Source organism: Longimicrobiales bacterium, assembly GCA_035764935.1.
Taxonomy (GTDB): domain Bacteria; phylum Gemmatimonadota; class Gemmatimonadetes; order Longimicrobiales; family RSA9; genus DASTYK01.
In genome coordinates this window covers 12,979-39,287 of the sequence record DASTYK010000058.1, presented here as the reverse complement: position 1 = coordinate 39,287, position 26,309 = coordinate 12,979, and the positions used below count along the sequence as shown (strand labels likewise).

General features: G+C 68.1%; 23 protein-coding genes. 12 read left to right on the top strand and 11 right to left on the bottom strand.

The window, feature by feature from the left end; all coding sequences use genetic code 11:
• Positions 1 to 872, top strand: an 872-nt coding sequence (locus VFU06_04720; GenBank protein ID HEU5208695.1) for an SMP-30/gluconolactonase/LRE family protein, incomplete at its 5' end; no start/stop codon positions are given.
• Positions 873 to 1,240: 368 nt separating this feature from the next.
• Here the strand turns inward: VFU06_04720 and infC are convergent.
• Positions 1,241 to 1,759 (bottom strand): translation initiation factor IF-3, encoded by a 519-nt coding sequence (gene infC, locus VFU06_04715; protein HEU5208694.1) that lies wholly within the window; start codon positions 1,757 to 1,759, stop codon positions 1,241 to 1,243.
• Between the two features lie 186 nt (positions 1,760 to 1,945).
• Entirely contained in the window at positions 1,946 to 2,311 is a 366-nt protein-coding gene (locus tag VFU06_04710; GenBank protein HEU5208693.1) for a hypothetical protein, read from the bottom strand.
• A gap of 513 nt (positions 2,312 to 2,824) precedes the next feature.
• Between VFU06_04710 and VFU06_04705 the strand changes: the two genes are divergently transcribed.
• The 5 genes from VFU06_04705 to VFU06_04685 all read left to right on the top strand — a co-directional run bounded on the left by VFU06_04705 (position 2,825) and on the right by VFU06_04685 (position 10,044).
• Complete coding sequence (locus VFU06_04705; GenBank protein HEU5208692.1) at positions 2,825 to 3,031, top strand: cold-shock protein; 207 nt, start codon at positions 2,825 to 2,827, stop codon at positions 3,029 to 3,031.
• A 128-nt stretch (positions 3,032 to 3,159) separates the two neighbouring features.
• Positions 3,160 to 3,561, top strand: coding sequence for a hypothetical protein (locus tag VFU06_04700; GenBank protein HEU5208691.1), 402 nt, complete (start codon positions 3,160 to 3,162; stop codon positions 3,559 to 3,561).
• Between the two features lie 28 nt (positions 3,562 to 3,589).
• Positions 3,590 to 5,713: a cysteine peptidase family C39 domain-containing protein gene (locus VFU06_04695; protein ID HEU5208690.1), complete on the top strand. Its 2,124-nt coding sequence runs from the start codon at positions 3,590 to 3,592 to the stop codon at positions 5,711 to 5,713.
• A 113-nt stretch (positions 5,714 to 5,826) separates the two neighbouring features.
• Positions 5,827 to 7,737, top strand: coding sequence for an ATP-binding protein (locus VFU06_04690; GenBank protein HEU5208689.1), 1,911 nt, complete (start codon positions 5,827 to 5,829; stop codon positions 7,735 to 7,737).
• 102 nt (positions 7,738 to 7,839) lie between these two features.
• A complete protein-coding gene (locus VFU06_04685) occupies positions 7,840 to 10,044 on the top strand; it encodes an ATP-binding protein (protein ID HEU5208688.1) in 2,205 nt (734 codons plus the stop codon).
• 176 nt (positions 10,045 to 10,220) lie between these two features.
• On the opposite strand, the gene VFU06_04680 is transcribed toward VFU06_04685, so the two are convergent.
• The 3 genes from VFU06_04680 to VFU06_04670 all read right to left on the bottom strand — a co-directional run bounded on the left by VFU06_04680 (position 10,221) and on the right by VFU06_04670 (position 14,028).
• Entirely contained in the window at positions 10,221 to 10,460 is a 240-nt protein-coding gene (locus tag VFU06_04680; protein ID HEU5208687.1) for a hypothetical protein, read from the bottom strand.
• A gap of 154 nt (positions 10,461 to 10,614) precedes the next feature.
• Positions 10,615 to 12,651 carry a protein-L-isoaspartate(D-aspartate) O-methyltransferase gene (locus VFU06_04675; GenBank protein HEU5208686.1) on the bottom strand — a complete coding sequence of 679 codons (2,037 nt, stop codon included), beginning with the start codon at positions 12,649 to 12,651 and terminating at the stop codon, positions 10,615 to 10,617.
• 102 nt (positions 12,652 to 12,753) lie between these two features.
• Positions 12,754 to 14,028 carry a DUF4382 domain-containing protein gene (locus tag VFU06_04670; protein HEU5208685.1) on the bottom strand — a complete coding sequence of 425 codons (1,275 nt, stop codon included), beginning with the start codon at positions 14,026 to 14,028 and terminating at the stop codon, positions 12,754 to 12,756.
• Positions 14,029 to 14,188: 160 nt separating this feature from the next.
• Here VFU06_04670 and VFU06_04665 point away from each other — a divergent pair, with 160 nt between their 5' ends.
• The 3 genes from VFU06_04665 to VFU06_04655 are packed head-to-tail and all read left to right on the top strand — an operon-like array spanning position 14,189 to position 16,715.
• Positions 14,189 to 15,025, top strand: a complete 837-nt coding sequence (locus tag VFU06_04665; protein HEU5208684.1) for a HipA family kinase — start codon at positions 14,189 to 14,191, stop codon at positions 15,023 to 15,025.
• Between the two features lie 46 nt (positions 15,026 to 15,071).
• Entirely contained in the window at positions 15,072 to 15,512 is a 441-nt protein-coding gene (locus VFU06_04660; GenBank protein HEU5208683.1) for a DUF3037 domain-containing protein, read from the top strand.
• Between the two features lie 48 nt (positions 15,513 to 15,560).
• Positions 15,561 to 16,715 (top strand): sensor histidine kinase, encoded by a 1,155-nt coding sequence (locus VFU06_04655; protein ID HEU5208682.1) that lies wholly within the window; start codon positions 15,561 to 15,563, stop codon positions 16,713 to 16,715.
• Positions 16,716 to 16,777: 62 nt separating this feature from the next.
• Here the strand turns inward: VFU06_04655 and VFU06_04650 are convergent, their stop codons facing one another.
• From VFU06_04650 to VFU06_04635, 4 genes are all read right to left on the bottom strand, one after another.
• Positions 16,778 to 19,249, bottom strand: a complete 2,472-nt coding sequence (locus tag VFU06_04650) for a zinc-dependent metalloprotease (GenBank protein ID HEU5208681.1) — start codon at positions 19,247 to 19,249, stop codon at positions 16,778 to 16,780.
• A 77-nt stretch (positions 19,250 to 19,326) separates the two neighbouring features.
• A complete protein-coding gene (locus VFU06_04645; GenBank protein HEU5208680.1) occupies positions 19,327 to 20,163 on the bottom strand; it encodes an SDR family NAD(P)-dependent oxidoreductase in 837 nt (278 codons plus the stop codon).
• Positions 20,160 to 20,690: a DoxX family protein gene (locus VFU06_04640; protein HEU5208679.1), complete on the bottom strand. Its 531-nt coding sequence runs from the start codon at positions 20,688 to 20,690 to the stop codon at positions 20,160 to 20,162. Before VFU06_04640 ends, VFU06_04645 begins: the two co-directional genes overlap by 4 nt.
• 106 nt (positions 20,691 to 20,796) lie before the next feature.
• Positions 20,797 to 21,255 (bottom strand): MarR family transcriptional regulator, encoded by a 459-nt coding sequence (locus VFU06_04635; protein HEU5208678.1) that lies wholly within the window; start codon positions 21,253 to 21,255, stop codon positions 20,797 to 20,799.
• 162 nt (positions 21,256 to 21,417) lie between these two features.
• Between VFU06_04635 and VFU06_04630 the strand changes: the two genes are divergently transcribed.
• A complete protein-coding gene (locus VFU06_04630) occupies positions 21,418 to 22,296 on the top strand; it encodes a hypothetical protein (protein HEU5208677.1) in 879 nt (292 codons plus the stop codon).
• A gap of 136 nt (positions 22,297 to 22,432) precedes the next feature.
• On the opposite strand, the gene VFU06_04625 is transcribed toward VFU06_04630, so the two are convergent.
• Complete coding sequence (locus VFU06_04625) at positions 22,433 to 22,987, bottom strand: hypothetical protein (protein HEU5208676.1); 555 nt, start codon at positions 22,985 to 22,987, stop codon at positions 22,433 to 22,435.
• 387 nt (positions 22,988 to 23,374) lie between these two features.
• Here VFU06_04625 and VFU06_04620 point away from each other — a divergent pair, with 387 nt between their 5' ends.
• The gene (locus tag VFU06_04620; GenBank protein HEU5208675.1) at positions 23,375 to 24,556 is read left to right on the top strand and encodes a WYL domain-containing protein; all 1,182 of its coding nucleotides are present in this window, start codon (positions 23,375 to 23,377) and stop codon (positions 24,554 to 24,556) included.
• On the top strand, positions 24,556 to 25,626 hold the full coding sequence (locus tag VFU06_04615; protein ID HEU5208674.1) for a WYL domain-containing protein: 1,071 nt from the start codon (positions 24,556 to 24,558) through the stop codon (positions 25,624 to 25,626). The genes VFU06_04620 and VFU06_04615 overlap by 1 nt, the downstream gene beginning before the upstream one ends.
• Here the strand turns inward: VFU06_04615 and VFU06_04610 are convergent, their stop codons facing one another.
• Positions 25,627 to 26,178: a hypothetical protein gene (locus VFU06_04610; GenBank protein HEU5208673.1), complete on the bottom strand. Its 552-nt coding sequence runs from the start codon at positions 26,176 to 26,178 to the stop codon at positions 25,627 to 25,629.
• Between the last annotated feature and the right edge of the window lie 131 nt (positions 26,179 to 26,309).

Genomic DNA, 26,309 nt, shown 5'->3' with positions numbered 1-26,309 from the left:
CGGACACCGGCGCCGGTACAGCGGCGTCCGCGGACACCGCCGGCATCGTGGGCGCGCGGACCGATTTCGCGATCGGGGAAGGCGTCCTTGCCACGCCGGAGTCGGTGCTCTGGGACGAGCAGGCGGACATGTACTACGTCTCCAACATCAACGGGGCACCGACCGAGAAGGACGGCAACGGGTTCATCACGCGCGTGCGGCCGGACGGGACCGTCGATGCGCCCAGATGGATCGATGGGGCCACCGAGGAAGTCACGCTGCACGCCCCCAAGGGCATGGCCGTGCACGGCGACACCTTGTGGGTGACGGACATCGACACCGTGCGCGCGTTTCATCGCACGACCGGTGCACCTCTCGGTGCCCGCGGCGTCGAGGGCGCGACCTTCCTGAACGATCTCGCAACAGCAGCCGACGGTACGCTCTACGTGACCGACATGGGCGTCGACGCCAGCTTCCAGCCGAACGGCAGGGCGGCCATCCTGCGCATGGAGTCGAACGGTGCGACGCCGGTCGCCAGCGGCGACGCGCTCAGCAGCCCCAACGGGATCGTGGTCGTGGACGACGCAATCGTCGTGGTGCCCTTCGGCAGTGCCGTCGTCATGCGCGTGCCTCTCGACGGAAGCGCGCCCGACACCATCGCGACGCTTCAGGGCGGACAGCTCGACGGCATCGTGCGCAGCCGTGCAGGTGAGCTGTTCGTATCGAGCTGGGAGAGCAGCAGCGTGTACCGCATCGACACGGGCGGCAACGTCAGCGTGTTCGCGGACAGTCTCCAGTCGCCGGCCGATATCGGCTACGACTCACGTCGCAACCGCGTGCTCGTGCCGCTGTTCAATGCGAACCGGGTGGAGGTACGGACGATCGAGAACTGAGAGCGGCGCAGCGGATCGCGGCCGGGCGGTTCGGGTCATGCGCGGCGCAGCGGCGTCGGTGGGTCGCGGGGCGGCGGTGCAGCGGGGCAGCGCTCAGGCAACGTTGCTCTGGTCCTGCGACACCGCGACGCGAGCAACATTACCTTCGATAATCACAGGTAAAGTTGCTTTGATCCTGTGACACCGCCACGCGAGCAACGTTGCCCTGTATTATCACAGGCAACGTTGCTCGCGTACGTCAGACCCCCCGTGTCGTGCAACGTTGGCTGAGCCACCGGGCGCGGGATTCGGAACCCGTCGTCTGCCGGTGCGGGCGCTGTCGGCTGACCGGGCGGCACCCGGGCTCCGGTGCCGCCCCGCGCCAGCCGTCACCCGGTCGGGGCCAGCATCATCGTGAGCTGGCGGCCTTCCAGCACGCGCGAGCGGCTTTCCACGTGCGCGACCTCGGCGAGCTCCTCGGCCACCGTGTCGAGCACCTGCTGGCCCGTCTCGGGGCGACGCAGCTCCGGCCCGCGGAAGCGTACGGTCACCTTCACGGTCATTCCCCTGGCGAGGAAGCGGCGCGCATTGCGCAGCTTGAACTCGAGGTCGTGCTCGTCGGTGCGCGGGCGCAGCTTCACTTCCTTCACGTCGACGGTGTGCTGTTTCTTCCTGGATTCGCGCGCCCGCTTCTGCTGCTCGAACTGGAACTTGCCCCAGTCCATGACGCGGACGACGGGAGGGCGTGCGTTGGGAGCGACCTCGACGAGGTCGAGTCCCGCGGCTTCGGCGGCCTCCTGCGCCTGGTCGAGCGGCACGATGCCGTGCTGCTCACCGTCCTCGGTGATCAGGCGCACGGGACTGATGCGGATCATGGTGTTGACTCGGGTCTTCGCGTTGGTGGCGATCAGAACCTCCAGGCTGGTGTGGTAGTGTGCGCGACCACGTCGCGCGAGTACGCGCCTTGTTCGCGTACCCGACAGTCGCCGGGTCGGTCCGGGGCGTTACGCCGCGCGACGCGCGTCGCATCCGTGGTTCGATTGGCGCGCCCTGCTCGGCGCGCGTGGCGCGTCGATGGATTCGATCGCCGCGGGCTACTCGGCGCGCGGCGTGTCCTCCACGATGGGAAACACGCGCTGTTCGTCCGCCCGCGCGTCGACGAGCCCCTCACTGATCAGCAGCTCCTCGATAGCGGCCAGCGCCATCTCCCGCCGTGCCGGCGAACCATCACCGGGCCGGGCACCCACGGGTTCCGCGACGGCGGATGTGCGTGTGTCGAGCCGGGCCTCGCCGGATCCCTCGGGTGCGGTCCGGATGATCTCATTCAGGTCGGTCACGTGTGTCATCACGTGCCTGTGCACGGCCGCCCGATCCTGCTCGCTCCAGCCGGTGGCGGGCTCGTACGCGGCGAGGACCTCGTCGATGTCGTCGGCGCGAATTTCGTAGGGGACAGGATCCATGTGCGTCTCCATGCTGCGGTCATGCGTGGTATCTGTCCGGCCGGGTTGCGAGTAGCGTGCCGGCAGGCGTGGCCGCTGCGCGGCTCGCCGGGGTGCAGGGAAGCGGTGGCCGAGTGGCAGGCCCGGCTCGCCGGCGTGCAGGGAAGCGGTGGCTCGTGCGGCTGGTCGCCCACGGGAGCGGCCCGGAGCGGCAGGCCCGCCCGGACGGTGGCCGACCGCACAACCCGGCCGGGCACCCAGGAGGTGGTCGGCCGCTTGCCCCGGTCGGCGTCGGAGCCGTGGCGGCGCGGCTGCCCCACCCGCCATGCGGGCCTGCGGCGAAACCCCTTGTGTTGCGCGGATCGCGCGATTACCTTTGTGATTGCGTTGATGACCGACGGGGACTTGGCGTGCGCCTGTCCCCGTTGTTGTTGGCGCAGTAAGCGGCGGAAGGTACCGTCGCAGGGAACGTGATGATGGATCGGTCCGGGGTATACCGTGCTCGACCTCATCCACCAAGAGGAGTAGTACGGTATGCGTACACGTGGCACCGTGAAGTGGTTCAACGACACCAAGGGCTTCGGCTTCATCACGCCGGAGGACGGCTCGAAGGACTGCTTCGTCCACCACAGCGCGATCCAGGGCTCGGGCTTCCGCTCGCTGGCCGAGGGTGATCAGGTCGAGTTCGATCTCGTCCAGGAGGCCAAGGGCCCCAAGGCCGAGAACGTCTCCAAGGTCTGATCCGGATCGTTCGTCAGCACGAAGGAACGGCCGCTCACCGCAAGGTGGGCGGCCGTTTCGCTATTCGGCACCCTACTTGCGCGAGCGCGCCGCCGAACCGGAACCGGAACTCAGCCAGGGGTGTGAGCATGAAGGCGTTGCGGATGGGTGTGGGAGCAGTGGTGTTCGCATTGGCGGGGACGCTGGGCGCGGAGGAGGCTGCAGCGCAGCAGCCGGCGCACGTCGCCGGTGGCGATGTAATCGAACAGGCCGTGCTGGAGCACGCAGCGGCAGCGGAGCAGAACCGCGCGCGCCTGCAGGGACTGCTCCAGCGTGACGACGTGCGGGAGATTGCCGCAGCGAACGCGCTCGATGCGGACCGCCTGCACGATGCGGTCGGTACACTGACGGCGGAGCAGCTGGCGCGGATCGCGCCGCACCTCCACGCGGCGGAGGCTGCGCTGGCGGGAGGCCAGTCGATCACGTTCAATGCGACGACGCTGATCATCATCCTGCTTCTCATCATCGTCGTCGTGCTCATCGCCGACTGACGTGCGATGGCTCGCCTGCGGGAGCGCAGTGCTGCTGAGTGCAGTGCTTGCGCTCCCGCACTCCGTTTCGGCCCAGCAGTCACCTGGCACAGCCGCCGCGACGCCGCTTCTCGGAATGCCGTTCGTGCCGCAGAGCGAGCTGCTCTGCGGTGGCGCCGCACTCGCGATGGTGCTGCGCCACCATGGCGTGCGCGGTGTTCAGGCGGAGGACTTCGCGCACCTGGTCGTCGACTCGATGAGCGGCATCCGCACGACGGACCTGACGGCGGCGGCGCGCGAGCGCGGAGTGGACGCGACGCCCTTCAGCGGCACGAAGGAGATCGTGCGCGCGCTGCTGGCGGCAGGCGATCCGGTCATTGCGCTGATCGAGGATCGCCCCGGCGTTTACCACTACGTGGTCCTGCTCGCGTGGGGGGACGGCCGGGTCGTGCTGCATGATCCGGCGATCGGGCCGCACCAGGTGATGGGTGAAGTGGAGCTGATGCGGGCATGGCAGCCGACCGCGTACTGGGCATTGCGTACGGGCCCCCGGCACACGGCGGTGTCCGCAGAGACGGCGCACCCGGAGGCCGGCCACGTCGCGGGTGTAAGCGGCCGCGCGAGCAACGCGGGAGCAGAACGCGAGCGTGCGCGCAGCGACACGATCCACCCGGGCGACACGATCGGCCCAGTCACTCGTGACGACCCGTGTGGGGCACACATGCGGACGGCGGCGGAGGCCGCAGCGGCGAATGACCTTGCAGCCGCGGAGCGGTCGCTCGAGGACGCGGCCCGGGTCTGTGCCGACCCGACCCTGGTCGCGCGCGAGCGTGCAGGGTTGTGGTTCCGGCAGCAGCGCTACGACGAGGCGGACGCCGCGGTGCTGCGACGGCTCCGGCATGCGCCCGGCGACGCGTATGCATGGGAGCTGCTGGGCGCGATCCGGTTCGTTCGCGGCGAGCAGGATGGAGCGCTGAGCGCGTGGAATCGGATCGACCGTCCGGTCAACGACCTGACGCGCATCGACGGCCTGCGCCGTACCCCGCACGCAATCGTGAATGATGCGGTCGGCATCGCGCCGGGCACACTGGTCACGCGGCGCGCGCTCGAGCACGCGCGTCGTCGCGTGGGGGCACTGCCGGCGATCGCGCGTGCGCGCGTTGATTACCGGCCCGTGTCGCGCGACACGGCGCAGGTCGGCGTCGCCGTGCTGGAGCACGCGGTGCTTCCGCTCGGCGCGTTCGACCTGGCACTGCACGGCGTGCGTGCGCTGGCAGAGCGGCGGGTGCTCGTCCAACCTGCGAACGTGCTGCGGCTGGGCGAGCGCTGGCGAGTGGGCGGAAGCTGGCAGGAGAATCGCCGCGCACTGCAGCTTGGCGTGAGCGTTCCGCGGGTGCTCGGTCTGCGCGCGGTCACGCACGTCGATGTGCGTGCGCGTGAATGGACGTTCGCGAATGCCGGAGCGAACGCCGCCGCTGCTGTGCCCCGGCGTGAGAGCGTGCGGAGCATCTCCCTCGGCGTGAGTGACTGGGCAACGCCCGCCGTTTCGTGGGAAGCCAACGCCGGCGTGCAGCGCTGGAACGATGGCGACACGCATGGCGTCGTCGACGCTGGCGCCGCGTTGCACCTGCACCAGGATCGCGTCGTGCTCGCCGGTGACCTGAGCGGATGGTGGTCGCCCGGTGCGGGCGGCGCCGGTCGTGCCCGCGTGAATGCCGCGCTGCGTACGTCGAATGCAGCACCGCGGCAGTGGCTGCTGCTCGCGGGTGGCGCCCTCACGAGCAGCACTGCCGCGCGGGGGCTCTGGAACGGCGCCGGCACCGGGCCCGATGCATGGGCGCTGCTGCGTGCGCATCCGCTGAGCGATGGTGACGGCGTCATACGCAGCGACTGGTGGGCACCGCGCCTGGCCAGTGCCACGCTCGAAGTGAGGCAGTGGCTGACGCGCCTCGGGCCGATCGACGTTGGAGTGGCTGCATTCATCGATGGTGCTGTCGCGGGCGGCGGGTCCGCCGACGCTGCGGGTCGCAGCGCTGCCCGTGGTGCCGTCGACGGCGGACTCGGACTGCGGCTGCGACTCGATGGCGCGGGCGTTCTGCGATTCGATGCAGCGCACGGGCTGGGCAACCGTGCGCGCGCTTTCTCCATCTCGCTCGAGGCGGGCACGCGCTGATCCTCGACCGCCGGGCGCAGCAGCCGCGACGCCCACCGCTTCGCAACAACAGGATTGTCAGAGACCGTCCGGGCTGACTACCTTGGCGCGGTATCCCCCCTCGACAGGCAATCGTGAACCGGCCAAGTCCAATCCGACGCCGTGGCTCGCTGGCGTATCGGCTCCCGCTGCTGATCATCGCGCTGCTGGCCATCCTGGTGGCCGGCGGCGCGGCGTTCGCATACACGGAGGTGCGGGCGACGTCGATGCAGGCCTGGTTGGAGCGCCTGACCCGCGTATCGTCGCAGCTGGCGTCCGTGGTGGAGGCGGGCGCGGCCGAGCGTCTCGGGCAGGTTCGCCAGATTGCGGGCGATCCGCGGGTCGTCGACTACCTGTCGGGTCGTGGCAGGGCCGAGCCTGCGCTCGCTGTGCTGGAAGCCGGTGTCGAGCCGGCGGACGACCTGCCGCTCGAGATCCTGCGGAGCGATGGCACCGCTGCGCTGCGCGCCGGGACCATGCCGGACATCACCCCGCTGCAGCTCGACTCGCTGCGCGCGGCAGCACCGCTGCTGGGCACGGGCGAGCTCGGCAGCATCATCAGCGTGGCCGGCGAGCGGTTCCTCTGGGTCACGGCACCGGTGACGCGGGGGGGAGCAGTGCTCGGCCACGTCACCCATCTGCGGCCGATCTTCGTCGGCACGCCGGAGCGTCTGATCCAGCTGTTCGGCAGCAGCTCCATCTACATGGTGGACGGGACAGGCACCTGGCTCCGGCTCGACGGGGTCCAGGTGGCGCCGCCACCCGCGAACAGCGGCAGGTATGTACGGGACGGCGTCGAGGTCATGATGCGGCGAGCCGCGGTGCCGAACAGCCGGCTGTGGGTCGCGGCGGAAGTGCCGATGAGCCGTGTGCAGGCGCAGTCGAAGATGTTCCTGCGCAACCTGGTCCTGGGATCCATGGTCCTGGTGCTGGTCGGCGCGGCGGGCGCCTGGCTGCTGAGTCTCGGCATCGTGCGACCCATCCGCGAGCTGAGCACGGCCGCGGAGGGCATTGCGGCGGGTGACTACACGCGCCGCGTCGCAGCGGAGCGCACCGATGAGGTCGGCACGCTTGCGCGCGCCTTCAACAGCATGGCCGCCGAGGTGGACCGGGCCCGAGATGCGCTGCGCGAGCAGCTGACGGAGGCCCGCCGGCTGGCCACGGAGCTGGAAGCGAGCAATCAGCAGCTGGTCCAAGCGATGAGCGACGCCGACGCCGCGCGTGCCGAGGCCGAGGCCGCGAACCAGGCGAAGTCGCGCTTCCTCGCGACGATGAGCCACGAGATCCGGACGCCGATCAACGCGATCATCGGCTACACCGACCTCATGGCGCTCGAGATTCCGGGCTCCCTCACGCCGCTTCAGCGGACGCACCTCGAACGTATCCGCGTGAGCGGACAGCACCTCATGCGGCTCGTCGACGAAGTGCTCGACCTCGCGCGGATCGAGTCGGGACGGCTGCAGGTGCATGCGCGACACGGTTCCGCGCGTGAGGCGGTCCAGGCCGCCGCGCACGTCGTGGAGCCGGATGCGCGCGCCAAGCACATCTCGCTCGCCATGCCGACGGACGACGAGCCCGACGTCTGGTACCACGGTGATCCGCTGCGCGTCCGGCAGGTGCTGATCAACCTGATGATGAACGCCGTCAAATTCACACCCGAAGGAGGCTGCATCGACGTCCGTTCCGAGACGACCACCGACCGCAATGCAGTGCAGTGGGCGTGCATCGCCGTGCGTGATACCGGAATCGGCATCGAGGATGAGCGGGTGGAGCAGCTCTTCGAAGCATTCGTCCAGGGGGAGAGCGGCTACACCCGCGTGCACGGTGGCGTCGGGCTCGGCCTTTCGATCAGCAGACAGCTCGCGCGCCTGATGGGCGGCGACATCGACGTTCACAGCGAGCCGGGGGAGGGCTCCACGTTCGTGCTCCGCCTGCCGCTGGTGCAGCAGCGCGACATGGCTGCGGCCGATGCTTCATCACAGCGGGGTCAGGAAGCGACCGGCTGAGCGAGCGCAACTGCTGGTCCATGCAACAGTGCCGCGCGGTACCAGTCTTGCCACGAGCCTGCACGTGTTCCTGCCAACTATCGAAGGATGGGCGCAAGGCCGGTGAGCCGCACGGCATCGAAGACGGGCGACCCGTTCATGGGTGAAGGCCGGGTGAAGGAGCTTGGGCGTCAGATGGACTGGTCGGCGACTTCGCTGGGTCCGGTCGATCGGTGGTCCCCCGTGCTCCGGAATACCGTCCGCGCCTGCCTGGACTCACCCTTCCCGATCAATCTCTGGTGCGGGCCGGAGCTCGTCCTGGTCTACAACGACGCGTACTCGGAGGTCCTCGGCAGAAAGCACCCCCGGGCATTCGGCCGTCCGGGTCGCGAGGGGTGGGCGGAGATCTGGCCGGAGATCGAACCGATGTTCCAGCGGATCCGCGAAGGCGGTCCGCCCGAGTTCCAGGTGGACGCCCCCTTCATCGTACAGCGTGACCACGCAGATCCGCCGAGTGAGCCGAATGCGTGGTACACCTTTGCCCTCAGTGCGGTGCGGGACGAGGAAGGCGCGATCGTCTGCTTTCTGAACATCGTCTCGGAAACGACGTCCCGCGTGATGTCCGACCGGGCGACGCATGCTGCGCGTGCCGCGGCAGAGCGCGCCGAGGGTCGCCTGCGGGACATCTTCGCGCAGGCGCCGGCTTTCATGGCGATGCTGCGCGGGCCCGACCATGTCTTCGAGTACGTCAACGACGCCTACTACAAGCTCGTCGGCAATCGCGAGCTGCTGGGCCGCCCGGTTGCGGAGGCGCTCCCCGAAGTGCGCGGACAGGGCTACATCCAGCTGCTCGACCAGGTGCTCCGCACCGGCCAGGCGTACACGGGCCGGGAGATGCAGGTCTCGCTGACCCTCGCGGCAGGCGCCGAGCCGTCGCCGAGGTTCGTCGATTTCGTCTACTATCCCGTCCACGACAGCGATGGTGACATCGCCGGGATCGTGGCACACGGCTACGACGTCACCGAGCACGTGCTCGCACGTGCGGAAGCGCACCGCGCCCGCAACGACGCCGAACAGGCGAACCGCGCCAAGAGCCAGTTCCTCGCGAACATGAGTCATGAGATCCGAACGCCGATCAACGCGGTGATGGGCTATGCGGATCTGCTGGACGTCGGTGTGGCCGGCGCCTTGAACGGCCGGCAGACGGAGTTCGTTGCGCGGATCCGCGAGAGCAGCCGGCACCTGCTCGGCCTCGTCGACGACATACTGGACCTGTCCAAGGTAGAGGCCGGCGAGATGCTCGTGCGGGCCGAGGAGACACCGCTGCGGGAGGTGATCGACACGGCGATGCAGATCATGTCACCGCAGGCGGAAACGCACGGCCTCGAGCTCACGATCGAACACCGGTGCGGGCCGGAGCCACGCGTGATCGGCGATGAGGGCCGCATCCGGCAGGTGCTGCTCAACCTGCTCTCCAACGCCGTCAAGTTCACGCCACGGGGCGGCAGGATCACCGTCCGCTGCAGCATGTACCCGATCGCCGACCCGGAGGCGGCGCTGCCGGACGTGGGACCCTGGACCGTTGTCGAGGTCGAGGACACCGGCGTGGGGATCGCACCGGACCAGATCGAGCACATCTTCGACCCGTTCGTGCAGGCCGATTCGGGACACACGCGGCTCACGGGAGGGACCGGTCTCGGGCTCACGATCAGCCGTCGCTTCGCACGCCTGATGGCAGGCGATCTCACCGTGCACAGCAGGCCCGGCGAGGGTTCACGGTTTCTCCTCTGGCTCGCACCTGCTGAACAACAGCTCCCCGGCCAGTCCTCCTGGGAGCAGCAGGACGCGCTCGACAACCTGCGCCCGGCCCCCGCACTCCGGAAGCTCGGCCACGCACTCCTCGCCACCGTCGATGAGGTCGAGGACAGGCTCGTCGCCCGGCTGCGAGCAGACCGTTACGTGCGGAGCGCACGCGACACGCCCACGCCGGACATCGCCGACCATACCGCTGCCGTGCTCGCCATCATCGCCCGAACCATGACGGCGCTCGCCGACGGCTCGCCCGACGACCCGATGGTGCGCGAAGGCAACGGGCTGCAGGACATCATGGCAGCCCGCCACGGCAGGCAGCGTCGCAGGATCGGCTGGGCACGCAGAGAGATCGAGCGCGAGTACCGCCTGCTGCACGAGGTTCTCGACCGCTTCCTGCGTGACGTTGCGGAGGCGGAGCTCCTCGAGCTGCCCGTCGACGACGCCCTCGCCGTCGCGCACCGGCTCCTGGATCGTGCGTTGGGTGCGAGCCTGCGCGCCTACGACTCGGTGGAGTGAGCACCCGCACACGAGCGTGATGCGTTTCCAGAGCTGATCGATCGCGTCAGGGCGATTTTCACCGATCTTCGCAACGCGGCGAAACCGGAAACGACGAGGCCGGCACCCATTCCGATGCCGGCCTTTTTCGCGGGACGTGCGCGCCCGGGTGCGGGACCGCACCGGGCTGCGCTTCCCTACATGTTCCGGTTGCGCTGCGAGCCGCCGCTCTGCTCGCGTGTGCTCCGCTTGCCCAGGTCGCCCTCCTCACCGGGTTGCTGGTCCGTGCCCTGTCGTGAACCTCCCTGCCCCTGGCGCGTGCTCTCGCTTTCGCGGCCCTGCCGGGTCTGGCGATTCGACTCTTCGTGCTGCTGCCGTTGCGTGTCGTCGCGGTCCTGTCGGCCCTGACGCTCGCGATTCTGTCTTTCCTGAGCCATCGCATATCCTCCTGAGGTGTTGGTTCTGCGGGGCGTCCGACCATGGCGCACGAAGCGCGCCCCCTCGTCATGCAGACCGAGCCTGCCGATGGACCGGCTCCGAAACTGGCCCCCCACTCAACCCTGATCGAGGACAGGCCGCCGCGTTCCCGATTCAGATGCCGAACGGGAACGTGTCGGGCAGATCCGCCAGTTCCTCGCGGTGTGCTTCACTGATCGGCGTCACTGCTGTCGATTGGTCGAACCAGACCCATTCGTCGAACTGGCGGGGCAGGGATGCGTGGAAGTAGTGACTCTGCAGCTCGGTTTCCGGGCGGTAGATCACGCCGATCGCCCGCTCCAGCCGGTCGGGCTTGAGCGCGTCGCGCAGGGAGCCGTCCTTTTCCGTGCGCAGTGGCAGGAAGAAGGCCGGCACCTCGCTCTCGTGTGCGAGGTGCTCATAGCTGCGAGGATGCGAGGGCCGCACGTTCATGATCTGCATCGGCGCGCCCCATTCCGGCGCCGCGGCGACGGTCCCGGTGTGGGTGCCGAAGCCGATGAGGTACGCATCATCGCCGAACGACTGGCGCACGAGCTGGCCGACGTTGAACTCGCCGCGCTGCTCCATGGCCGTGGCCGAAGCGTCACCCAGGTGTGAGTTGTGTGCCCAGACGACACCGCGCGCGTGCGGTCCTGTTTCTTCGAGCAGCATGACGAGAGTGTCGAACATGTGCTGGTCGCGAAGATTCCACGCGGCGGCCGAGCCCCGGTACATCACGCGATAATATTTCTCGGCACTCGCAATCAGCCGGGCGTTGTGGACGGCGTCTGCGAATCGTCGTCCGTCTGCCCGCACGTAGTCGAAGCGGCTTCGCATGAGATCGTTCAGCATCGCGAGCACTGCGCTCTCACAGTCTTCGAACGCGCCGACCGGCGGGGAAGCACCGTAGAGCAGGGGGTCGGCCTGCCATGGAGTGAGGCACGCATACCGTTCGCGCGCGAGTGCCGCCGCGGATGGGTCGACATCGTCGAGGTAGTGCAGGACCGCATCGATCGACGCATGCATCGAGTAGAGGTCGAGCCCATGGAAGCCGACCCGCTCGCCCACGGGGTGCCCTTCGTTGTGCGCCCGCAGCCAGTGGACGAAGTCCATTACATCGGTGTTGGCCCACATCCAGCGAGGGAAGCGCTGGAAGGGCTTCTCCCGAGGCCGTTCGCGCGGCGTGTCTCGCACGTATGCATCGATCTCGGCGGCGTCCGGCCAGTCCGCCTCCACGGCGACGAAGTGAAAGCCTCTGCGCTCGATCAGCTCCTGCGTGATCCGCGCCCGCATCCGGTAGAATTCCGACGTGCCGTGACTCGCCTCGCCGATCAGGACGAGCCGCGCATCTCCGATGCGGTTCAGCAGGGGCGCGAGGGATGCAGATTCGATGTCGGTAAAGGTCTCTGCTCCAGCGGCGATCCGCTCCGGCAGAGTGCGCGGTACCGCGTGCAGCGCCGCGCCGCCCTCCGCGGGTTGCAGTCGCTGCTCCTCGCTCTCGCGCGCCGCGCGCCCACCCGCGGAGATCCAGCCGGCCGCGCCGATGAGTGGCACGAACGCCACCGCACCCAGGTTCTCCTCGTCGAAGTGGGTGCCGTCGCGGGATCGCCGCACACGGATCAGGTCCTGTCCGAGCTGGGTCACACCTCGGGGGATCAGGAGCCGGCCGCGGGGCGCAAGCTGCTCCTGCAGCGCCCGCGGAATCTGTGCAGGCGCACCCGCGGCGACGATGATCGCGTCATAGGGGGCATGCTCCTCCCAGCCGAGCGTGCCGTCGCGCACTGCAACGTGGACGTTGTCGCAGCCGAGCTGTCGCAGGCGTTCGCGTGCCTGGTCCGCGAGGAGGGGATGGCGCTCGACCGTGTATACGTCGTCCGCAATGCGGCTCAGCACGGCAGCCGCGTACCCGGAGCCGGTGCCCACCTCGAGCACACGGTCGCCGGGCTTCACCTCCGCTGATTCGATCATCAGCGCAACCACGTAGGGCTGCGAGATGGTCTGACCCTCCGCGATCGGCAGCGCACGGTCGCTGTAGGCCTCCCGCGTGAACTCGGGGGGTATGAACAGCTCGCGCGGGATCGCGCGCATCGCGGCAAGGACGTTCGGATCGGTGACTCCGCGGGAAGCGATATCCCGCTCCACCATCCATTCACGCTCGCGCTGCCGGTGCATGGTTCCTCCTGCCAGGACATGCGCTGCGAGTCGTATGCCGAAAACAAATGCGGCGGGTGCAACACTGTGCACCCGCCGCACCATCCTCCGCATGGAGCGTGCTTACGAGGCCGCTGCCTCCGTCACGATGATCGCATGCGTCTCCGCTTCACCCTCCAGCAGCTCGATCTCGACCGGCAGCGCCAGGCTGAAGGTGGTCGTAACACCGTCGGGCTCGATGATCGTGAGGGAATAGGCGCCTGCGACGAGGTCCTGGAACTGCGCCTCGTACACGCCGTCCTCGTCCTCGTCGGTGTACGCAACGGTGATCGTGTCGCCGGCAGCCGAAACGAGCTGCGCATCGTAATCGCCCGGCGTGACCTGGTCACCGTCGACCACGGGCAGCGATACCGTATCCGCCACCTCCAGGGTCGTCGTGACCGAGCCCGTGACTGCAATGGACGTCAACGTGATCGTCTCCGTCGTGGTCTCACGCTCGAGCACCGTGGTCACCAGCGGCAGCTCCGGCGCGAACGTCACCAGCAGGCCGTCGAGCACCTCCAGCGCCAGCTGGTAGTCACCGGGGGCGAGTCCCTTGAACATGAGCTCGAACACGCCGGCCTCATCGGTGCCGCTCAGCGTGCCCGTGCGCACGTCGCCACCACCGACGGGGACCAGCGTCACCGGGAAATCGACCAGCGACAGCAGCTCACCGGCAAACTCCGGCAGCACGACACCATCGGCCAGCTGCACACGCACGAGCAGGTTGCCACCGAACGTCACGTCCGTCGCGCGAATCACAGGATGCATGACCCAGCGCCCCGACTTCCCCGCCTCATGGCCGAAGCTCTCCTCGACGTCGAAGTCGATCATGACGATCGTTTCCTCTTCGCCGATGTCGAGATGCTCAGGCAGCTTCACCTTCAGCCCGCTCTGCCCCATGCTCGGCATGTGCAGCTGACCGTCGACGGGTGCCCCCGGCGGCAGCGCATGGTAGTCCGGCGAAGACGCGAAAATGCGTGTCCTGCCATCCTCGCCCTCCACCTCGATGTAGCCACCCGTGATCACCAGCCGCAGCTCGGAATAATCACCGGCCGGCAGCTCGATGTCGTCCACGATGGTGGCGACCTCGTTGCGCAGATCGATCAGGTCGACCGTGTACGGCGCCTCATCATCGATCAGGTTCACGGATCCACCGGAACCGTGCAGGTTGATCTCCGAAATCGTCACGACCGCCGAGTGGAAATCGCCCGGCGCGTCCGTCAGCAGCAGCGTGAAGCCGCTGCCGGCCGGATCTGGGTCAGGATTCGAGTTCGGGCTGGTCGTGCTGTCCGCGCATGCCGCGACACCCAGTACGAGTGTGACGGCCGTCGTCAGACGGGCCAGGTTGCGTAGCATCGCTCCTCCTGCTGCAGACTCGTGGGAATGATGCCGCCGTCAGCATCGGGGTAACGCAGGGATGACGATGAGGGGTGGGGAAAGGTCACATCGCAGGATCGCGCGACTCGCCACCCTCCGGACGGATTGACCGGCCCGCGCGCCGCACCCATTCTCACGCATGAGCCACCATCCGCCCGTAGTCACGGCACTCCGCTACGTCCAGCCGCTGCGCGAGGGCGGGTCGCTCCCTGCCGTCGTGGATACCGACGACGGAGCATACGTGGTCAAGTTCCGCGGTGCCGGGCAGGGGCCGAAGGCGCTGGTCGCGGAGCTGATCAGCGCGGGCGTGGCGCGCGCCCTGGACCTGCCGGTGCCGCCGCTCGCGCTCGTGCAGATCGACCCGCAGTTCGGCATCAGCGAGCCCGACCCCGAGATCCAGGACCTGCTGCGCGCCAGTCACGGCACCAATGTCGGCCTGCGATACCTCGATGGTGCGTTCAACTTCGCTCCGAGCGCGGCGGGTGATCTGGTGGATCCGCGCACCGCGGCGCGCATCGTCTGGATGGACGCGCTGCTCACGAACCCCGACCGCACCCACCGCAACACCAACATTCTCGTCTGGGAGCGCCAACCCTGGCTGATCGATCATGGTGCCGCACTGTACGCGCACCACGACTGGTCCAGCGTGGACGACGCCCGCACGCGCACGCCCTTTCCCCTCATCCGGGACCATGTGCTCCTCACGATCGCGGAGGACGTAACGGCGATCGACGGGGAGTGTGCCTCCCGGCTGAACGAAGACGTGCTGAACGACATCATGAGCGCCATCCCCGCAGACCTGCTGCTCGGCGCACCCGGCCAGGCCGAGTTCGAATCCGCGGACGCCGCCCGCGCACGCTACGTCGCATACCTGGCGACACGGCTGGGCGAGCCGCGCGCCTTCGTGCAGGAAGCGTCCAGCGCACGCCGGCGCGTGGAAGCGGAGCCGCCGCTCCGGCTGAAGGCGCGGCGATGAGCATGCACGAACCTCGCGCCCGGGGAGGTAGCCCCCGGAGTCAGCCATGAGTGCGCGCCCGGACGCGGGCGCGGGGCAGGACACCGCCTCGCGCGTCGCGTACCACTTCGCGGTGTTGCGCGTCGTGCCGCACGTCCGAAAGGGCGAGTTCGTGAACGTGGGCGTGGTGCTGCACGCCCGGACGGCCGAGTACCTCGGCATTCGCATCATCACCGACGCAGCACGGCTGCGCGAGCTCGTGCCGGACGTCGATATCGAGCTGCTCGTCGAATACCTGCGCTGCTACGAGGGCATCGTCCGGGGAGATCCCGCAGCGGGCAGGATCGCACTGCTTCCCCCGTCCGAACGGTTCCACTGGATGACGGCGCCTCGCTCCGATGTGCTGCAGCCCTCGCCCGTGCACAGCGGTCTGACCGATGATCCGGCCTCCGCTGTCGACGAGCTGTATGGCGCGTTCGTGGAGCCCCGCCTGGAACGCAATACCTGAGCCCGGCTCAGTCATCAGATGGTACGAAAGCTGAAGTAGTGCCCGGCCATGCGACTGGCTGATTTCATCCGAGCGAACCGCGAGCCGATCCTGGCCGACTGGGAGGAGTTCGCCCGCCTGTGCAGCCCCGCCAGCATCACGATGAACAACCGTGCGCTGCGGGACCATGCGGCCGCGATGTTGAACGCGTTCGCCGAGGACCTGGAGACGTATCAGAGCCCGGAGGCGCAGATCGCCAAGTCCCGCGGCCAGGCGTCCGAAACCGCCATGGAACCGAGCGCCGCAACCCTGCACGGAGCGGGTCGAGCCAACAGTGGGTTCGACATCGAGCAGATGGTGGCCGAGTATCGTGCCCTGCGGGCGAGCGTGCTGCGGCTGTGGACAAATGCCAAGGGCGGACTCGACGGGAATGACCTCGAGGACCTGATCCGTTTCAACGAGGCGATCGACCAGGCGCTGGCGGAATCGGTCGCCGCGTTCGACCAGAGCGTGGAGCAGTCGAAAGAGCTCTTCATCGGCATGCTCGGCCATGATCTCCGCACGCCGCTTGGCGCGATCCTGACATCTGCGCTGTTCATGCTGGAGAGTGGCAGCCTCCAACCGACCCAGCGCGACCTGACCGCACGCATTGTCGAGGCTGCGCGGCGCACCACGCGGATGGTGGGCGACCTCCTGGACTTCACCCGCAGCCGGCTCGGTGACGGCATCCCGGTTGCCCGCGAGGAAGTGGACCTCGAGGACCTCGTCCTCAAGGTCGTCGACGAGGTCGTCTCTTCCGGACCAGACTCGCAGATCCGGGTCCGGTGCACCGGTGATCTGCAGGGCGAATGGGACGCTGCCCGCCTGCGCCAGGCGCTCACCAATATCGTGGTGAACGCGGTCCAGCACGGCGAAGCGGGACAACCGATCGCGGTCGAGGCCCGGGGCGAGGCGGAGATCGTGTCCGTGGCAGTGCACAACAAGGGCGCAGTGATCCCGGGCGATCAGCTCGACGGCATCTTCAACCCGCTGAAGGACCGACGCTTCCCCGGACGCAGGTCCGCACCGCGAGGTCCAACCGACAGCCTCGGGCTCGGCCTGTACATCGCCGAACGTATCGTCAGCGCGCACGGCGGTTACATCGAGGTCGAGTCCGGCCCGGACACCGGGACGACCTTCACCGTGAACGTACCTCGCGCCGAACAGAGCGCCATGCGCGCCTGAGCAGGGCCTCGGATGCTGCCCTGCTCAGGTTGGTCATACGCGGTGAGCGCGCCCGCGCGCGACTAGCGCACCGCCTGGCGAGCCGGGTCCAGGATCGCAGAAATCCGTGCGCGCACGTCCTGCAGGTGCAGGCGCGTCGCCCGGTCACTGGTGCGGCCGATCGCCCGCTGCGCTGCCGCCGCGATCTCGACCAGCTCACCGCGTGCGAACGCGGCAATGTCGCTTTGCGTCGGATCGACCGGTGGCCCGCCAAAACCGAAGCCCCCGCCACCATTCTGCGCCGGCTCGGGCGGCGTCATCAGCTCCGCCATCTGCGCGATGTATGCGCGCTGCAGGTTGCGACGATAGACGTCGATCTCGCGCCCGGCAGCCAGCTCCGACCACACGCCCGCCCGTACGTCCCGGAACAGCTCGCCCATGGAGTATGCGCGGTCGCCGAGGACGGCCTCCTGCTCGATCATCCGCTGGAGCCGTGCGGGGTTGAACACCAGCTCGAGGGCACGTGCCTGCGCTGACTGCATGCGGTCGACCGCCGAGGGGGCACCGATGCGGCTCAGCACATCCCTGTTCAGCATCCATGTCGGGGTGGTGAACGCCTCGTCGATGAAGTACTCCACCGCGCGCTCCTGCTCGTCCTGCGGCACGACCTCGTACGGGACGCCCGGCTGGTCCGCCTCGCGGAACGTGCGCTCGACGCCGCCGATCACGGTCGCCACGTGACCCAGGTAGCGATTCCACTGGCCGAGCACCTGGCCGTACAGCTCGTCGAGCTGCGCGTAGTCCTCGCCCGGTCGGGTGGTCCACGCGACCAGGTTGTTCATCGTCCGCTTCAGGTTCTCGATGCCGTACCGGCTCGCGCGCATCGCGTCGTCGCCGAGTGCCTCACTCTGCGCCGTCGGGTCGGCGCCCGTCGAGCCGGCGAAGTGGTAGAGCGGTTCGTCGTGCTCGCGGATCCACTCGTCGAGAATCGCTTCCTCTTCCGCGGGCGAGTCGGCTTCCAGGATCGGACGGTAGCCCCACTCGATGGCCCACTTGTCGTACGGGCCGATCGCAGGCATGAAGTTGATGCCGGCGTCACCCGGCTGCGCGACGTAGTTGAAACGCGCGTAGTCCATGATCGAGGGCGCGGTGCCGTACTCCTGCGTAAAGGGGCCGCTGCGCAGCGAGTCCACGGGATACGCCGCGCTCGATTTCATGTTGTGCTGCAGCCCCAGCGTGTGGCCGACCTCGTGTGCCGACACGAACCGGATGAGCTGGCACATCGTCTCGTCGCTCATGCGTGCCGTGCGTGCGTCAGGGTTCGCCGCGGACGTCTGCACGAAGTACCAGTTGCGCACGAGGTTCATGACGTTGTGATACCAGTTGATGTCGCTCTCCAGGATCTCGCCCGTGCGCGGGTCGTGCACGTGCGGGCCGGACGCGTTCATGATGTCCGACGGGTAGTAGCGGATCACCGAATAGCGTGCGTCTTCCGGGCTGAACTCGGGGTCCTGCTCGGGTGACGGCGCGGGACGGCCCTCGATCGCGTTGCGGAAACCGGCTGCCTCGAACGCCACGTTCCAGTCGTTCACGCCGTCGATCAGGCACTGCCGCCACTTCACCGGGGTGGCCGGATCGACATAGTAGACGATCTGCTTCACCGGCTCTACCAGCTCACCACGACGGAACGCCGCAGTGTCCTTCGGCTCCAGCCGCCAGCGGGTGATGTAGCTGACTTCATCCGCGAAGTGCTCGTCACTGCCGTAATCGAGCTGGTCGACGTTGAAATAGCCGACGCGCGCGTCATTCAGCCGCGGCTGCATCGGCCGGGCAGGGAGCTGCACCATCGACTGGTTCATCTCCAGCGAGATCGTGCCGGTGCTCGAGTTCGCCGGCGGCTCCGCCGCCTCGTAGGTGAGCACGTGCCGGACCTCGATGTTCTCCGGATAGCTCTTCACCGACGCCACGAAGGAGCGGGCCTCGTCCAGCCGCCGCACCTCGTACATCTCGCGCTGGCGCGCACCCAGGCCGAGCACACGCACGTCCTTGGTGAACAGGTCCGTCACCTCGATCACGACGGCGCTGCTGTCCGGCGTCATTGCCTCGATGTCGAATGCCGCAATGATCGGCTCGAAGTGCGCCGCACGCACCGCCTCGTAGATCGGCAGCGTCGTGTCCGCGACGACGTCGTACTGCACCGTGCGCAGCAGTACGCGGCCGCCCTCGCGCGTCCAGCGTACGACCTGCGTGTTCGCCTCCTGGCCGCCATAGCCGATGTCGCTTGCCGTCCGCGCAATGCGTGTAACCAGCAGCAGCTCCTCGCCAAGGCGGTCCGTCGGGATCTCGTAGAACACCTTGCCGTCGTCCTGGTGCACCACGAACAGACCGCTGTCCGTGGTCATGGCGGGTGTGATCACCCGGCTGTACGCACGCATGCCCGTAGTATCGCGGGCGGCGCGCTGCTGGGGCGCACTCGGCGTGGCGCCGGCGCTGGCGCAGCCGGATGTGACCAGAACGGCAAGAACGACAGCGGAAAGGCCGGGGCGACCGGGCATCGGACCTCCTGAGGTCGAAATGAGGCTGAGGATGCCTCATTCTACGCGCCCGGACGCCGTCGCGCAGCCCAGCTGGACTACGGTTGTCGGCGCACCTGCCGTCCGTCATCCGGATCGCCCCCCATGGCGGACCCCGCCGCAGCGCCCAGCACCTGCATCACGTCCCCGCTCTTGAGATGGAGTGATCGTCCCCGGACGGCGGCGCCAGCCGCCGAGAGAAGCTGCACCACGAAGCCGGTCACATCCGACTTCCCGACACGGCCCCGGTTGCGCTCGTCGTCGTCCGGCCGGCCGAAGCTCGAATACACGACGACCTCGTTGGCACGCACGTTCGTCTGCTCCAGCTCCATCATCAGGAGCCGCGCCCAGTGCGCCTGCGCCGCACCCGCCACCGACACGAGTGCCGCGCCCGGGAACATGTAGCCATGACCGAGCATGCCATTGATGATGACGTAGCTGCCGGCCTGCTCTTGCAGCGCAGGAATCAGCGTGCGCGCAACCGTGTGGTGCGCGAGGACATAGCTGTCGAGGACACGCCGGAGGTCGGTCGTGGCGGCAGCAAGCAGAGATTCCGTCGGTACGAAGGTGCCGAGACTCGCCACCGCGGCCTCCAGGCCGCCCAGGCGTTCCAGCGCCACCGACAGCACGCGCGAGGAATCGGCTGTGTCGGCGACGTCGCCATCGATCGTGACCAGGCGCTCCGCTGCCGCCTCGCTCGTCGAGCCCCCGACGTGTGCCCGCAACGCTGCCAGCTTCGCCGCCGACCGCGACGACACGGCCGTGGTTGCGCCCGCTGCAATCAGCGCACTGACCAGCTCGCGCCCCACGTTGCCGGTGCCGCCTGCCACGAAGACGCGCACGTTCGCGAGGGGCCGCACTGCGCCGCCCTCACGCGGCATCGTGCCTGTCGTCATGATTTCCTCCCGGCATCCGCGTCGCAGATGATGCGCCGGTCCAGGGACAGGGCTCCGCCGCCACGCGCAATCACTCCGACTGCCAGTCCCACCGCCAGCAGGTGATACTCGAATCCCTCGCCTGCCTGGTTGCCGAACCAGTTCATGAAGAAGCCGTTCGGCAGATGCGTCGTCAGGGCGGCGCCGATCATCACGGCCGCAACGGCCAGCGCGGCAAGGCGAGTCAGCAGTCCAAGCGCCAGCGCCAGCGGCGCAAAGAACTCGATCAGGATGACAGGCAACGCAATGAGCCCCGGAAGCCCGTAGTCGGTCGTGAGATGAGCCATCGCTCCACTGAAGCCCGGACCATCGAACCAGCCGAGCAGCTTCTGTGCGCCGTGCGGAAAGATCACGAGCGCGAGGGTCGCGCGGAGAACGAGTGCAACACCGTCGTTGCGCGTTCGCGCGAGCGTGTGCAACAGACTCGCGGAGCTCGCGCCCTCCGCTGCCACCCCTCCCGATCCAGCCCCCGCGACCCTCGTGCTCATGCCATCCTCCCGATAAACCGACTGATTAAGTATTGACTAATCAACTAACTTGGGAAAACAAACATCGGCGTGCAGCACTGACACCCGCTCCAGGCCTCGATCGGTATCAGGTTGCCTGCTCCCGGATCCGCTCCAGGTAGCCGATCAGTGTCCGCAGCTCTGCATCCTTCAGCACACCCAGCAGCGCCTCGTCCGCCCGGTCCACGGGCTCATCGAGCCCGGCGAGCAGCTCGAGGCCGAGCGGCGTGATGGAACAGAGCACCTGGCGACGGTCGTCCGTGCGCCGCTCACGGCTCACGAGCCCCTTTGTCTCGAGCCGATCGAGGAGGCGGGTGATGCCCGGCGTCTGCTCCAGCATGCGCGCCGCGATCTCCATGGTCGGCAGGGAATCGGGGCGCGCACCCCGCAGGATGCGCAGTACGTTGTACTGCTGCGACGTCAGCCCGTGCGGCTCCAGCACCTGCCCGAGCGCGCGGCGCAGGGCGTCGGCGGTCAGGAGCATGGCGCCGAACGCCTGCTGGTGCAGCGGTCGTGCGCGTCGGTTCCGGCTGGTGGCGGCAGTCATGCGCAGATGGTAGCGGCATGTATTTGATCAGTCAAGTATATCCCGGGACGCCCTTCCGCGCGGCACCGGTGACGCCTATACTCGGGAGATCGCCTGGAAGCGCCGTTCCACGTCCGGTCTGCCCGTCGAGCGGCCCCTGCCGTCACGCCTGGAGGAACCCGCATGCGCATCGCAATCCTGAGCTTCACTCTGCTGCTTGCGGGACCGCCCGTCGCAGCACAGATGCCGTCGACCGACATTTTCATCGCAGACCTGCGGCTCGACGACCGTGGCATTGGAATCGGCACACCGCGCAACGCGACCATGCGCCCCGGCTATGACAACCAGCCGTGGTTCCTGCCGGATGGACGCGGGTTTCTCTACAATGCGGATGTAGGCGGGCAGACGGAGATCTTCCGGTTCGACCTGGGCACGTGGACAGCGACGCGCCTGACGCAAACCCCGGAGAACGAGTTCAGCCCGTCGCTGACGCCGGATGGCGGCGAGATGCTGGTCGTGCGCTGGCCTGCCGACATGTCGACCGGTGCGCTGTGGCGCTACTCGACGGACGGCAGGCCGATCGCGGAGCACCCGGCGAGCGTGGAGCGCGTCGGGTACTACGGCGCCCTGGCGGACGGTGGCATGGCGTTCTTCGTGAACGACTCGGTGCGCACGTTCGAGGTGGTGGATGTGCAGGGTGGCGAAGGCACTGTGCTCACGGGACTGGCCGGCTCGCCGCCACAGCAGATTCCCGGTGAGGCGGCGGTGAGCTTCATGATGCCGGGCAGCGATGGCCGGGCCTGGATTCATCGGATGGATCTGGCGTCGGGTGTGATCACGCCGATCGCCCCGGCCGTGGGCGAATCGCTCAGCTATGCCTGGCTGCCGGGCAACGTTCTGCTGATGCCCTCGGGCAATGCCCTGTACGCGCTGGATCCTGCACACGAGGAGGAGTGGCGCGATGTAGCGCGGTTCGACGATCCGGACCTGGCGAACATCGTTCGTGTTGCAGCGAGCGCTGCCGGTGACAGGATAGCACTGGTGGCGGAGCAGGTGCAGTAGCCGCGTGCACGGCGACGGATCGCGCGACACAGCGTGCGGTGCGCAGGAGGTTGCGATCAGCCCTGCCGCCGACCCTGCATCAGACGGCTCTGTGCAGGGTCACGGCGGGCCGAATCGGAGTGTGGTGTGTACGCCGTCAGGTCGAGCTCGTGCCGACCACGGCCGCAGGCTGCTTCACTGCTGACGCGCACGGCAGGTTCCTGAGCGCCTGTTCCAGCCCGCGTGTCCCGACGACGAACGTGCGGGTCTCGTTGTCGTACGGATCGACGGCACGCACGACGATGCGCCGGGCCTGGAGCGCGCGCTGCGTGAAGCCGGCAACGCGATCCATGCGGATGTACGCCATCTCGTTCCCGCTGAGCAGCGCCCAGTACTCCTCCGGCTCCGCCTCCTCCTGGTCGAAGCGGTACTGCACGACGATGTCCTCGTCCTCGTCACCCGCGTAGTAGGTGCCGATGACCAGGATCACGTTCAGCCCGTCCTCCATGCACTTCCAGCCGAGCGCTCCCTCTTCGTTGTTGGCGATCGAGAGAATGAACGAGCTGTTCGCGTCGGTCAGCGCGTCCTGCGCGATGCTGACGCTGAAGTCGCCTTCCTCGAACTCGCGCTGCACTACGGTGGCCTGGGCGTGCAGTGCCGTTGGCACGAGGACACACGCAGCCGCAATGAGAGCAGCCTGCATCGAATGCATCCGTTCCTCCCTTTCGAGCATCATCGCTCCGGAGCATCATCGCTCCGACTGTCCTGTGTGGCAGGAAGCTGTTGCCGTGACGATTCGGCGTCGCACAACGTCCCGAACCGCTACAAACTGCGCGCAGATGGAAATCAGGTCATGGCCGCAGTGTCGCTGCCTCCGACGCCAAGCGTCGATAGGTCAACCACATAGCGACTCACCCGCGCATCCGGCGCAATGCGCGCCAGCCCCTGCTGTCGCAGGACCGGTGCCGTGTGACACCCATGACACGCCTACAAGCGAGGTGGAGGTCTCGGCCCCCGACGGCCCGGACGGCCCCGACGGCCCCGACGGCCCCGTCCGTTCCGGTTGTCACCTGTCACACCATGCGCGTAAACTGCTGCCATGCCGGACTCACCCACCAAGCTGCAGCGCTGGCTCGATCTCATTGCCTACCTGGTCGGGCGCCGCCTGCCCGTGTCGGCCGACGAGTTGATGCGCGCCGTGCCGGCCTATGCGCAGAAATGGGAGTCCGGCACGGAGACGGATCGCGAGACGGCGCGGCGCACGTTCGAGCGTGACAAGGACGAGCTGCGCAGGCTGGGCATACCGCTCCGCACGATGAAGTATGCGCTCGGTTCTGCGGGCGAGGACCAGGAAGGCTATGTCATCGAGCGGCGCGACTTCTACCTCCCGTATCTCGAGCTCGTCGAGCAGGTGTCGGGGCGACGTCCGTACGCCGAGCGTCACCGGCCGGGCACGGTAGAAGTTGCTCGTGACGACGCGCCGCTCGCGCTGGAGGCGCTGCGCCGTGTGGCGGACATCCCGGGCTTTCCGCTGCTGCGCGAGGCCCGCAGCGCGTTCCGCAAGCTTGCCTACGACATCGACCCGACTGCCTTCGTAGGCGAATCCTCGACCGTGCTCGTCGCAGAGAGGCCCGGCACGGCGGAGTTGAGCACGAACCTGCGCGTACTCTCCGATGCACTGCTTGCACGCAAGTCGGTCAGCTTCCGCTACCACGGTATCTACCGCGGCCACGAGACCGAACGTACCGTAGACGGTTACGGCGTGCTGCTGCAGCACGGCCACTGGTATCTCGTCGGGCGCGACCATGACCGGGACGACATCCGCGTGTTTCGCGTCGGCCGGATGGACGACGTCGTGATGAACACGCGCTCGCCCAACCGGCAGGACTACACGATCCCGGATGATTTCCGGCTTGCTGCCTGGGTCGGCCGGCAGCCGTGGGAGCTCGGCGGCCCCGACGAGCAGCCGGTGCAGGCACGCGTGCTGTTTCCCTTTCCACTGAGCCTCTGGGCGGAGCGCAACGAGCACGGCACGCTGCTCGAGCGCAACGATGACGGCAGCGCGATCCGTGTCTTCAACGTGCACCAGGTGGGTCCGTTTCTGCGCTGGCTGCTCAGCCTGCAGGGGGAAGCGCGGCTGCTGGAGCCGGTGGAGCTGATCGAGGAGCTGCGCTCGCTCGCCGCCGGGATCGCGGCCTCGCACGAGAGCGAGCCCGCTGACGAGGGCTGCGGCCGGCACGATCGTTCGCCGCCTGACCCGCGGCATGAGGGAAACCGGTGATGCGCGCTGACCTGCAGCTCGAGCGGCTGCTGTACGTGCTGCCGGCCGCCGCGCGTGAGGAGGGCGCCCGGATCGAGGATCTCGCACGGGCACTCGATGTGGAGCCGAGCCAGGTGCTGCGGGATCTGGAGGCCGCCATGACGCGAGCGTACTACCATCCCGCGGGGACCGTCGACCCGTTCACGATCATGATCGAGGGCGACGTCGTGCGGGTGCACGCACCACGCGAGTTCCAGCGGCCGGTTCGGCTCAACGAGCGCGAGGCGCTCGCGCTCGGGCTGGGGCTGCGCTCACTTGCAGCCGAGTCTGACTCGCCGCGACGTGCAGAGATCATGGCTCTTGCCACGCGGCTGGAGTCCGACCTGGCAGCGCCGCGCGACCTGGCCGCGCACGGTGACGCCGCAGCTCCGTCCGATGCCGCGTCCGCCGAGGTCGCGCGCAGGCACAGCGCATTCGACGACCTGCTCGAAACCGACGTCGAGGCGCGCAAAGGTACAGGCGTGCACGAGGTCGAGTACGAGCCGGACATCGTGCTTGCGTTCGGCGACGACGGCCTCCGCGGGATCATCGCGGATGCGATCGAGCAGCATCGCACGCTCCGCCTGACCTATCTCAAGCCGGGTGATGGCGCCGGCACGGAGCGGCGCGTCGCCCCGTACCGCCTCGTCTTTGCGGAAGGGACGTGGTACCTCGCCGCGCACGACCTCGACCGGGACGATTTCCGCTTCTTCCGGCTCGACAGGATGCTGGATGCGGCGATCGAGGATCAGCCCGCCGATCCGTTGCCGGACGTCGATCTGCGTGCACTGCTGCAGGACGGCATCGCGTACCATTCCCGCGACGACGTGCAGGTGACGGTGCGCTATTCCGGTACCATTGCTCGCTGGATCGCCGAGCAGCGCGCGGCGGAGCAGGGAGAGGACGGCAGTGTTTGTGTGACGCACAACGTGGCCGATCGCGACTGGTTCATCCGCCACGTACTGCAGTACGGCGGCGCCGCGACGGTGGAAGCGCCAGCCGAGGCGCGCCGCTGGGTGAGTGCTGCGGCGCGCCGGCTGGCGGAGATGTGATCAGGGCCAGAGCCAGCCGAACACACCGGCCGTGAGCAGGGCGTAGACCAGCGCGTCCAGCACGTTCTTCAGCGTCGTGCTCCACTTGCGTCCGCTCCAGATCGATTCCTGCACCTGGCCCAGCGCGTATGCGGCGAACGCGGTCGAGCCCGCGAAGCGGAAGACCTCCAGGTAGCCCGCGCCCGGTCCGAGCGCGCGTCCCGCCACATACGCGGCGAAGATGCTCACGATCACGCTCAGTACGAACCACTGCGCGAGGTTCCTGCCCATGGACGGCTCGCCGGCAGGGTGCACCGTCATGAGCACGACAGGGCCTTCCCGGTACTTCTGCATGAATGCAGGATCCTTCATCGACGACATCCCCTCGCCGCGCGGCACCATGTAATCGTTCGGCGGAACGTTGCGCAGTGCCGCACGCGCCGCCTCCTCGTCGGGCAGCTTTGCCCAGTCCTCACGGTGGAGGGGCAGCAGCATGTGGAGGATCGCGCTCGCGAAGAACACGATCAGCGCCGAGACCAGGATGGGAAGCCAGAGCGACATCAGTGACACCATGCATGCCTCCGTGCAGTGGAAAGGTCAGCCTGCCGGTACGATTGCGCTGCGCCGCGTGCTGCGGGTCGAGTGTCGGTGATGCGCACACGATGTCGTACTCGTGTGCGAAAGGAAAGGGTGGTGTTGCCTGG

What these genes read in the sequence shown, in the direction of transcription:
- VFU06_04610 (HEU5208673.1), bottom strand. Translation starts at nt 26,178, where the DNA reads ATGGTGTCACTGATGTCGCTCTGGCTTCCCATCCTGGTCTCGGCGCTG.
- VFU06_04645 (HEU5208680.1), bottom strand. Translation starts at nt 20,163, where the DNA reads ATGACGACAGGCACGATGCCGCGTGAGGGCGGCGCAGTGCGGCCCCTC.
- VFU06_04705 (HEU5208692.1), top strand. Translation starts at nt 2,825, where the DNA reads ATGCGTACACGTGGCACCGTGAAGTGGTTCAACGACACCAAGGGCTTC.
- VFU06_04700 (HEU5208691.1), top strand. Translation starts at nt 3,160, where the DNA reads ATGAAGGCGTTGCGGATGGGTGTGGGAGCAGTGGTGTTCGCATTGGCG.
- VFU06_04670 (HEU5208685.1), bottom strand. Translation starts at nt 14,028, where the DNA reads ATGCTACGCAACCTGGCCCGTCTGACGACGGCCGTCACACTCGTACTG.
- VFU06_04640 (HEU5208679.1), bottom strand. Translation starts at nt 20,690, where the DNA reads ATGAGCACGAGGGTCGCGGGGGCTGGATCGGGAGGGGTGGCAGCGGAG.
- VFU06_04660 (HEU5208683.1), top strand. Translation starts at nt 15,072, where the DNA reads ATGAGTGCGCGCCCGGACGCGGGCGCGGGGCAGGACACCGCCTCGCGC.
- VFU06_04625 (HEU5208676.1), bottom strand. Translation starts at nt 22,987, where the DNA reads ATGCATTCGATGCAGGCTGCTCTCATTGCGGCTGCGTGTGTCCTCGTG.
- VFU06_04615 (HEU5208674.1), top strand. Translation starts at nt 24,556, where the DNA reads ATGCGCGCTGACCTGCAGCTCGAGCGGCTGCTGTACGTGCTGCCGGCC.
- VFU06_04675 (HEU5208686.1), bottom strand. Translation starts at nt 12,651, where the DNA reads ATGCACCGGCAGCGCGAGCGTGAATGGATGGTGGAGCGGGATATCGCT.
- VFU06_04650 (HEU5208681.1), bottom strand. Translation starts at nt 19,249, where the DNA reads ATGCCCGGTCGCCCCGGCCTTTCCGCTGTCGTTCTTGCCGTTCTGGTC.
- VFU06_04630 (HEU5208677.1), top strand. Translation starts at nt 21,418, where the DNA reads ATGCGCATCGCAATCCTGAGCTTCACTCTGCTGCTTGCGGGACCGCCC.
- VFU06_04665 (HEU5208684.1), top strand. Translation starts at nt 14,189, where the DNA reads ATGAGCCACCATCCGCCCGTAGTCACGGCACTCCGCTACGTCCAGCCG.
- VFU06_04620 (HEU5208675.1), top strand. Translation starts at nt 23,375, where the DNA reads ATGCCGGACTCACCCACCAAGCTGCAGCGCTGGCTCGATCTCATTGCC.
- VFU06_04710 (HEU5208693.1), bottom strand. Translation starts at nt 2,311, where the DNA reads ATGGATCCTGTCCCCTACGAAATTCGCGCCGACGACATCGACGAGGTC.
- VFU06_04635 (HEU5208678.1), bottom strand. Translation starts at nt 21,255, where the DNA reads ATGACTGCCGCCACCAGCCGGAACCGACGCGCACGACCGCTGCACCAG.
- VFU06_04655 (HEU5208682.1), top strand. Translation starts at nt 15,561, where the DNA reads ATGCGACTGGCTGATTTCATCCGAGCGAACCGCGAGCCGATCCTGGCC.
- VFU06_04680 (HEU5208687.1), bottom strand. Translation starts at nt 10,460, where the DNA reads ATGGCTCAGGAAAGACAGAATCGCGAGCGTCAGGGCCGACAGGACCGC.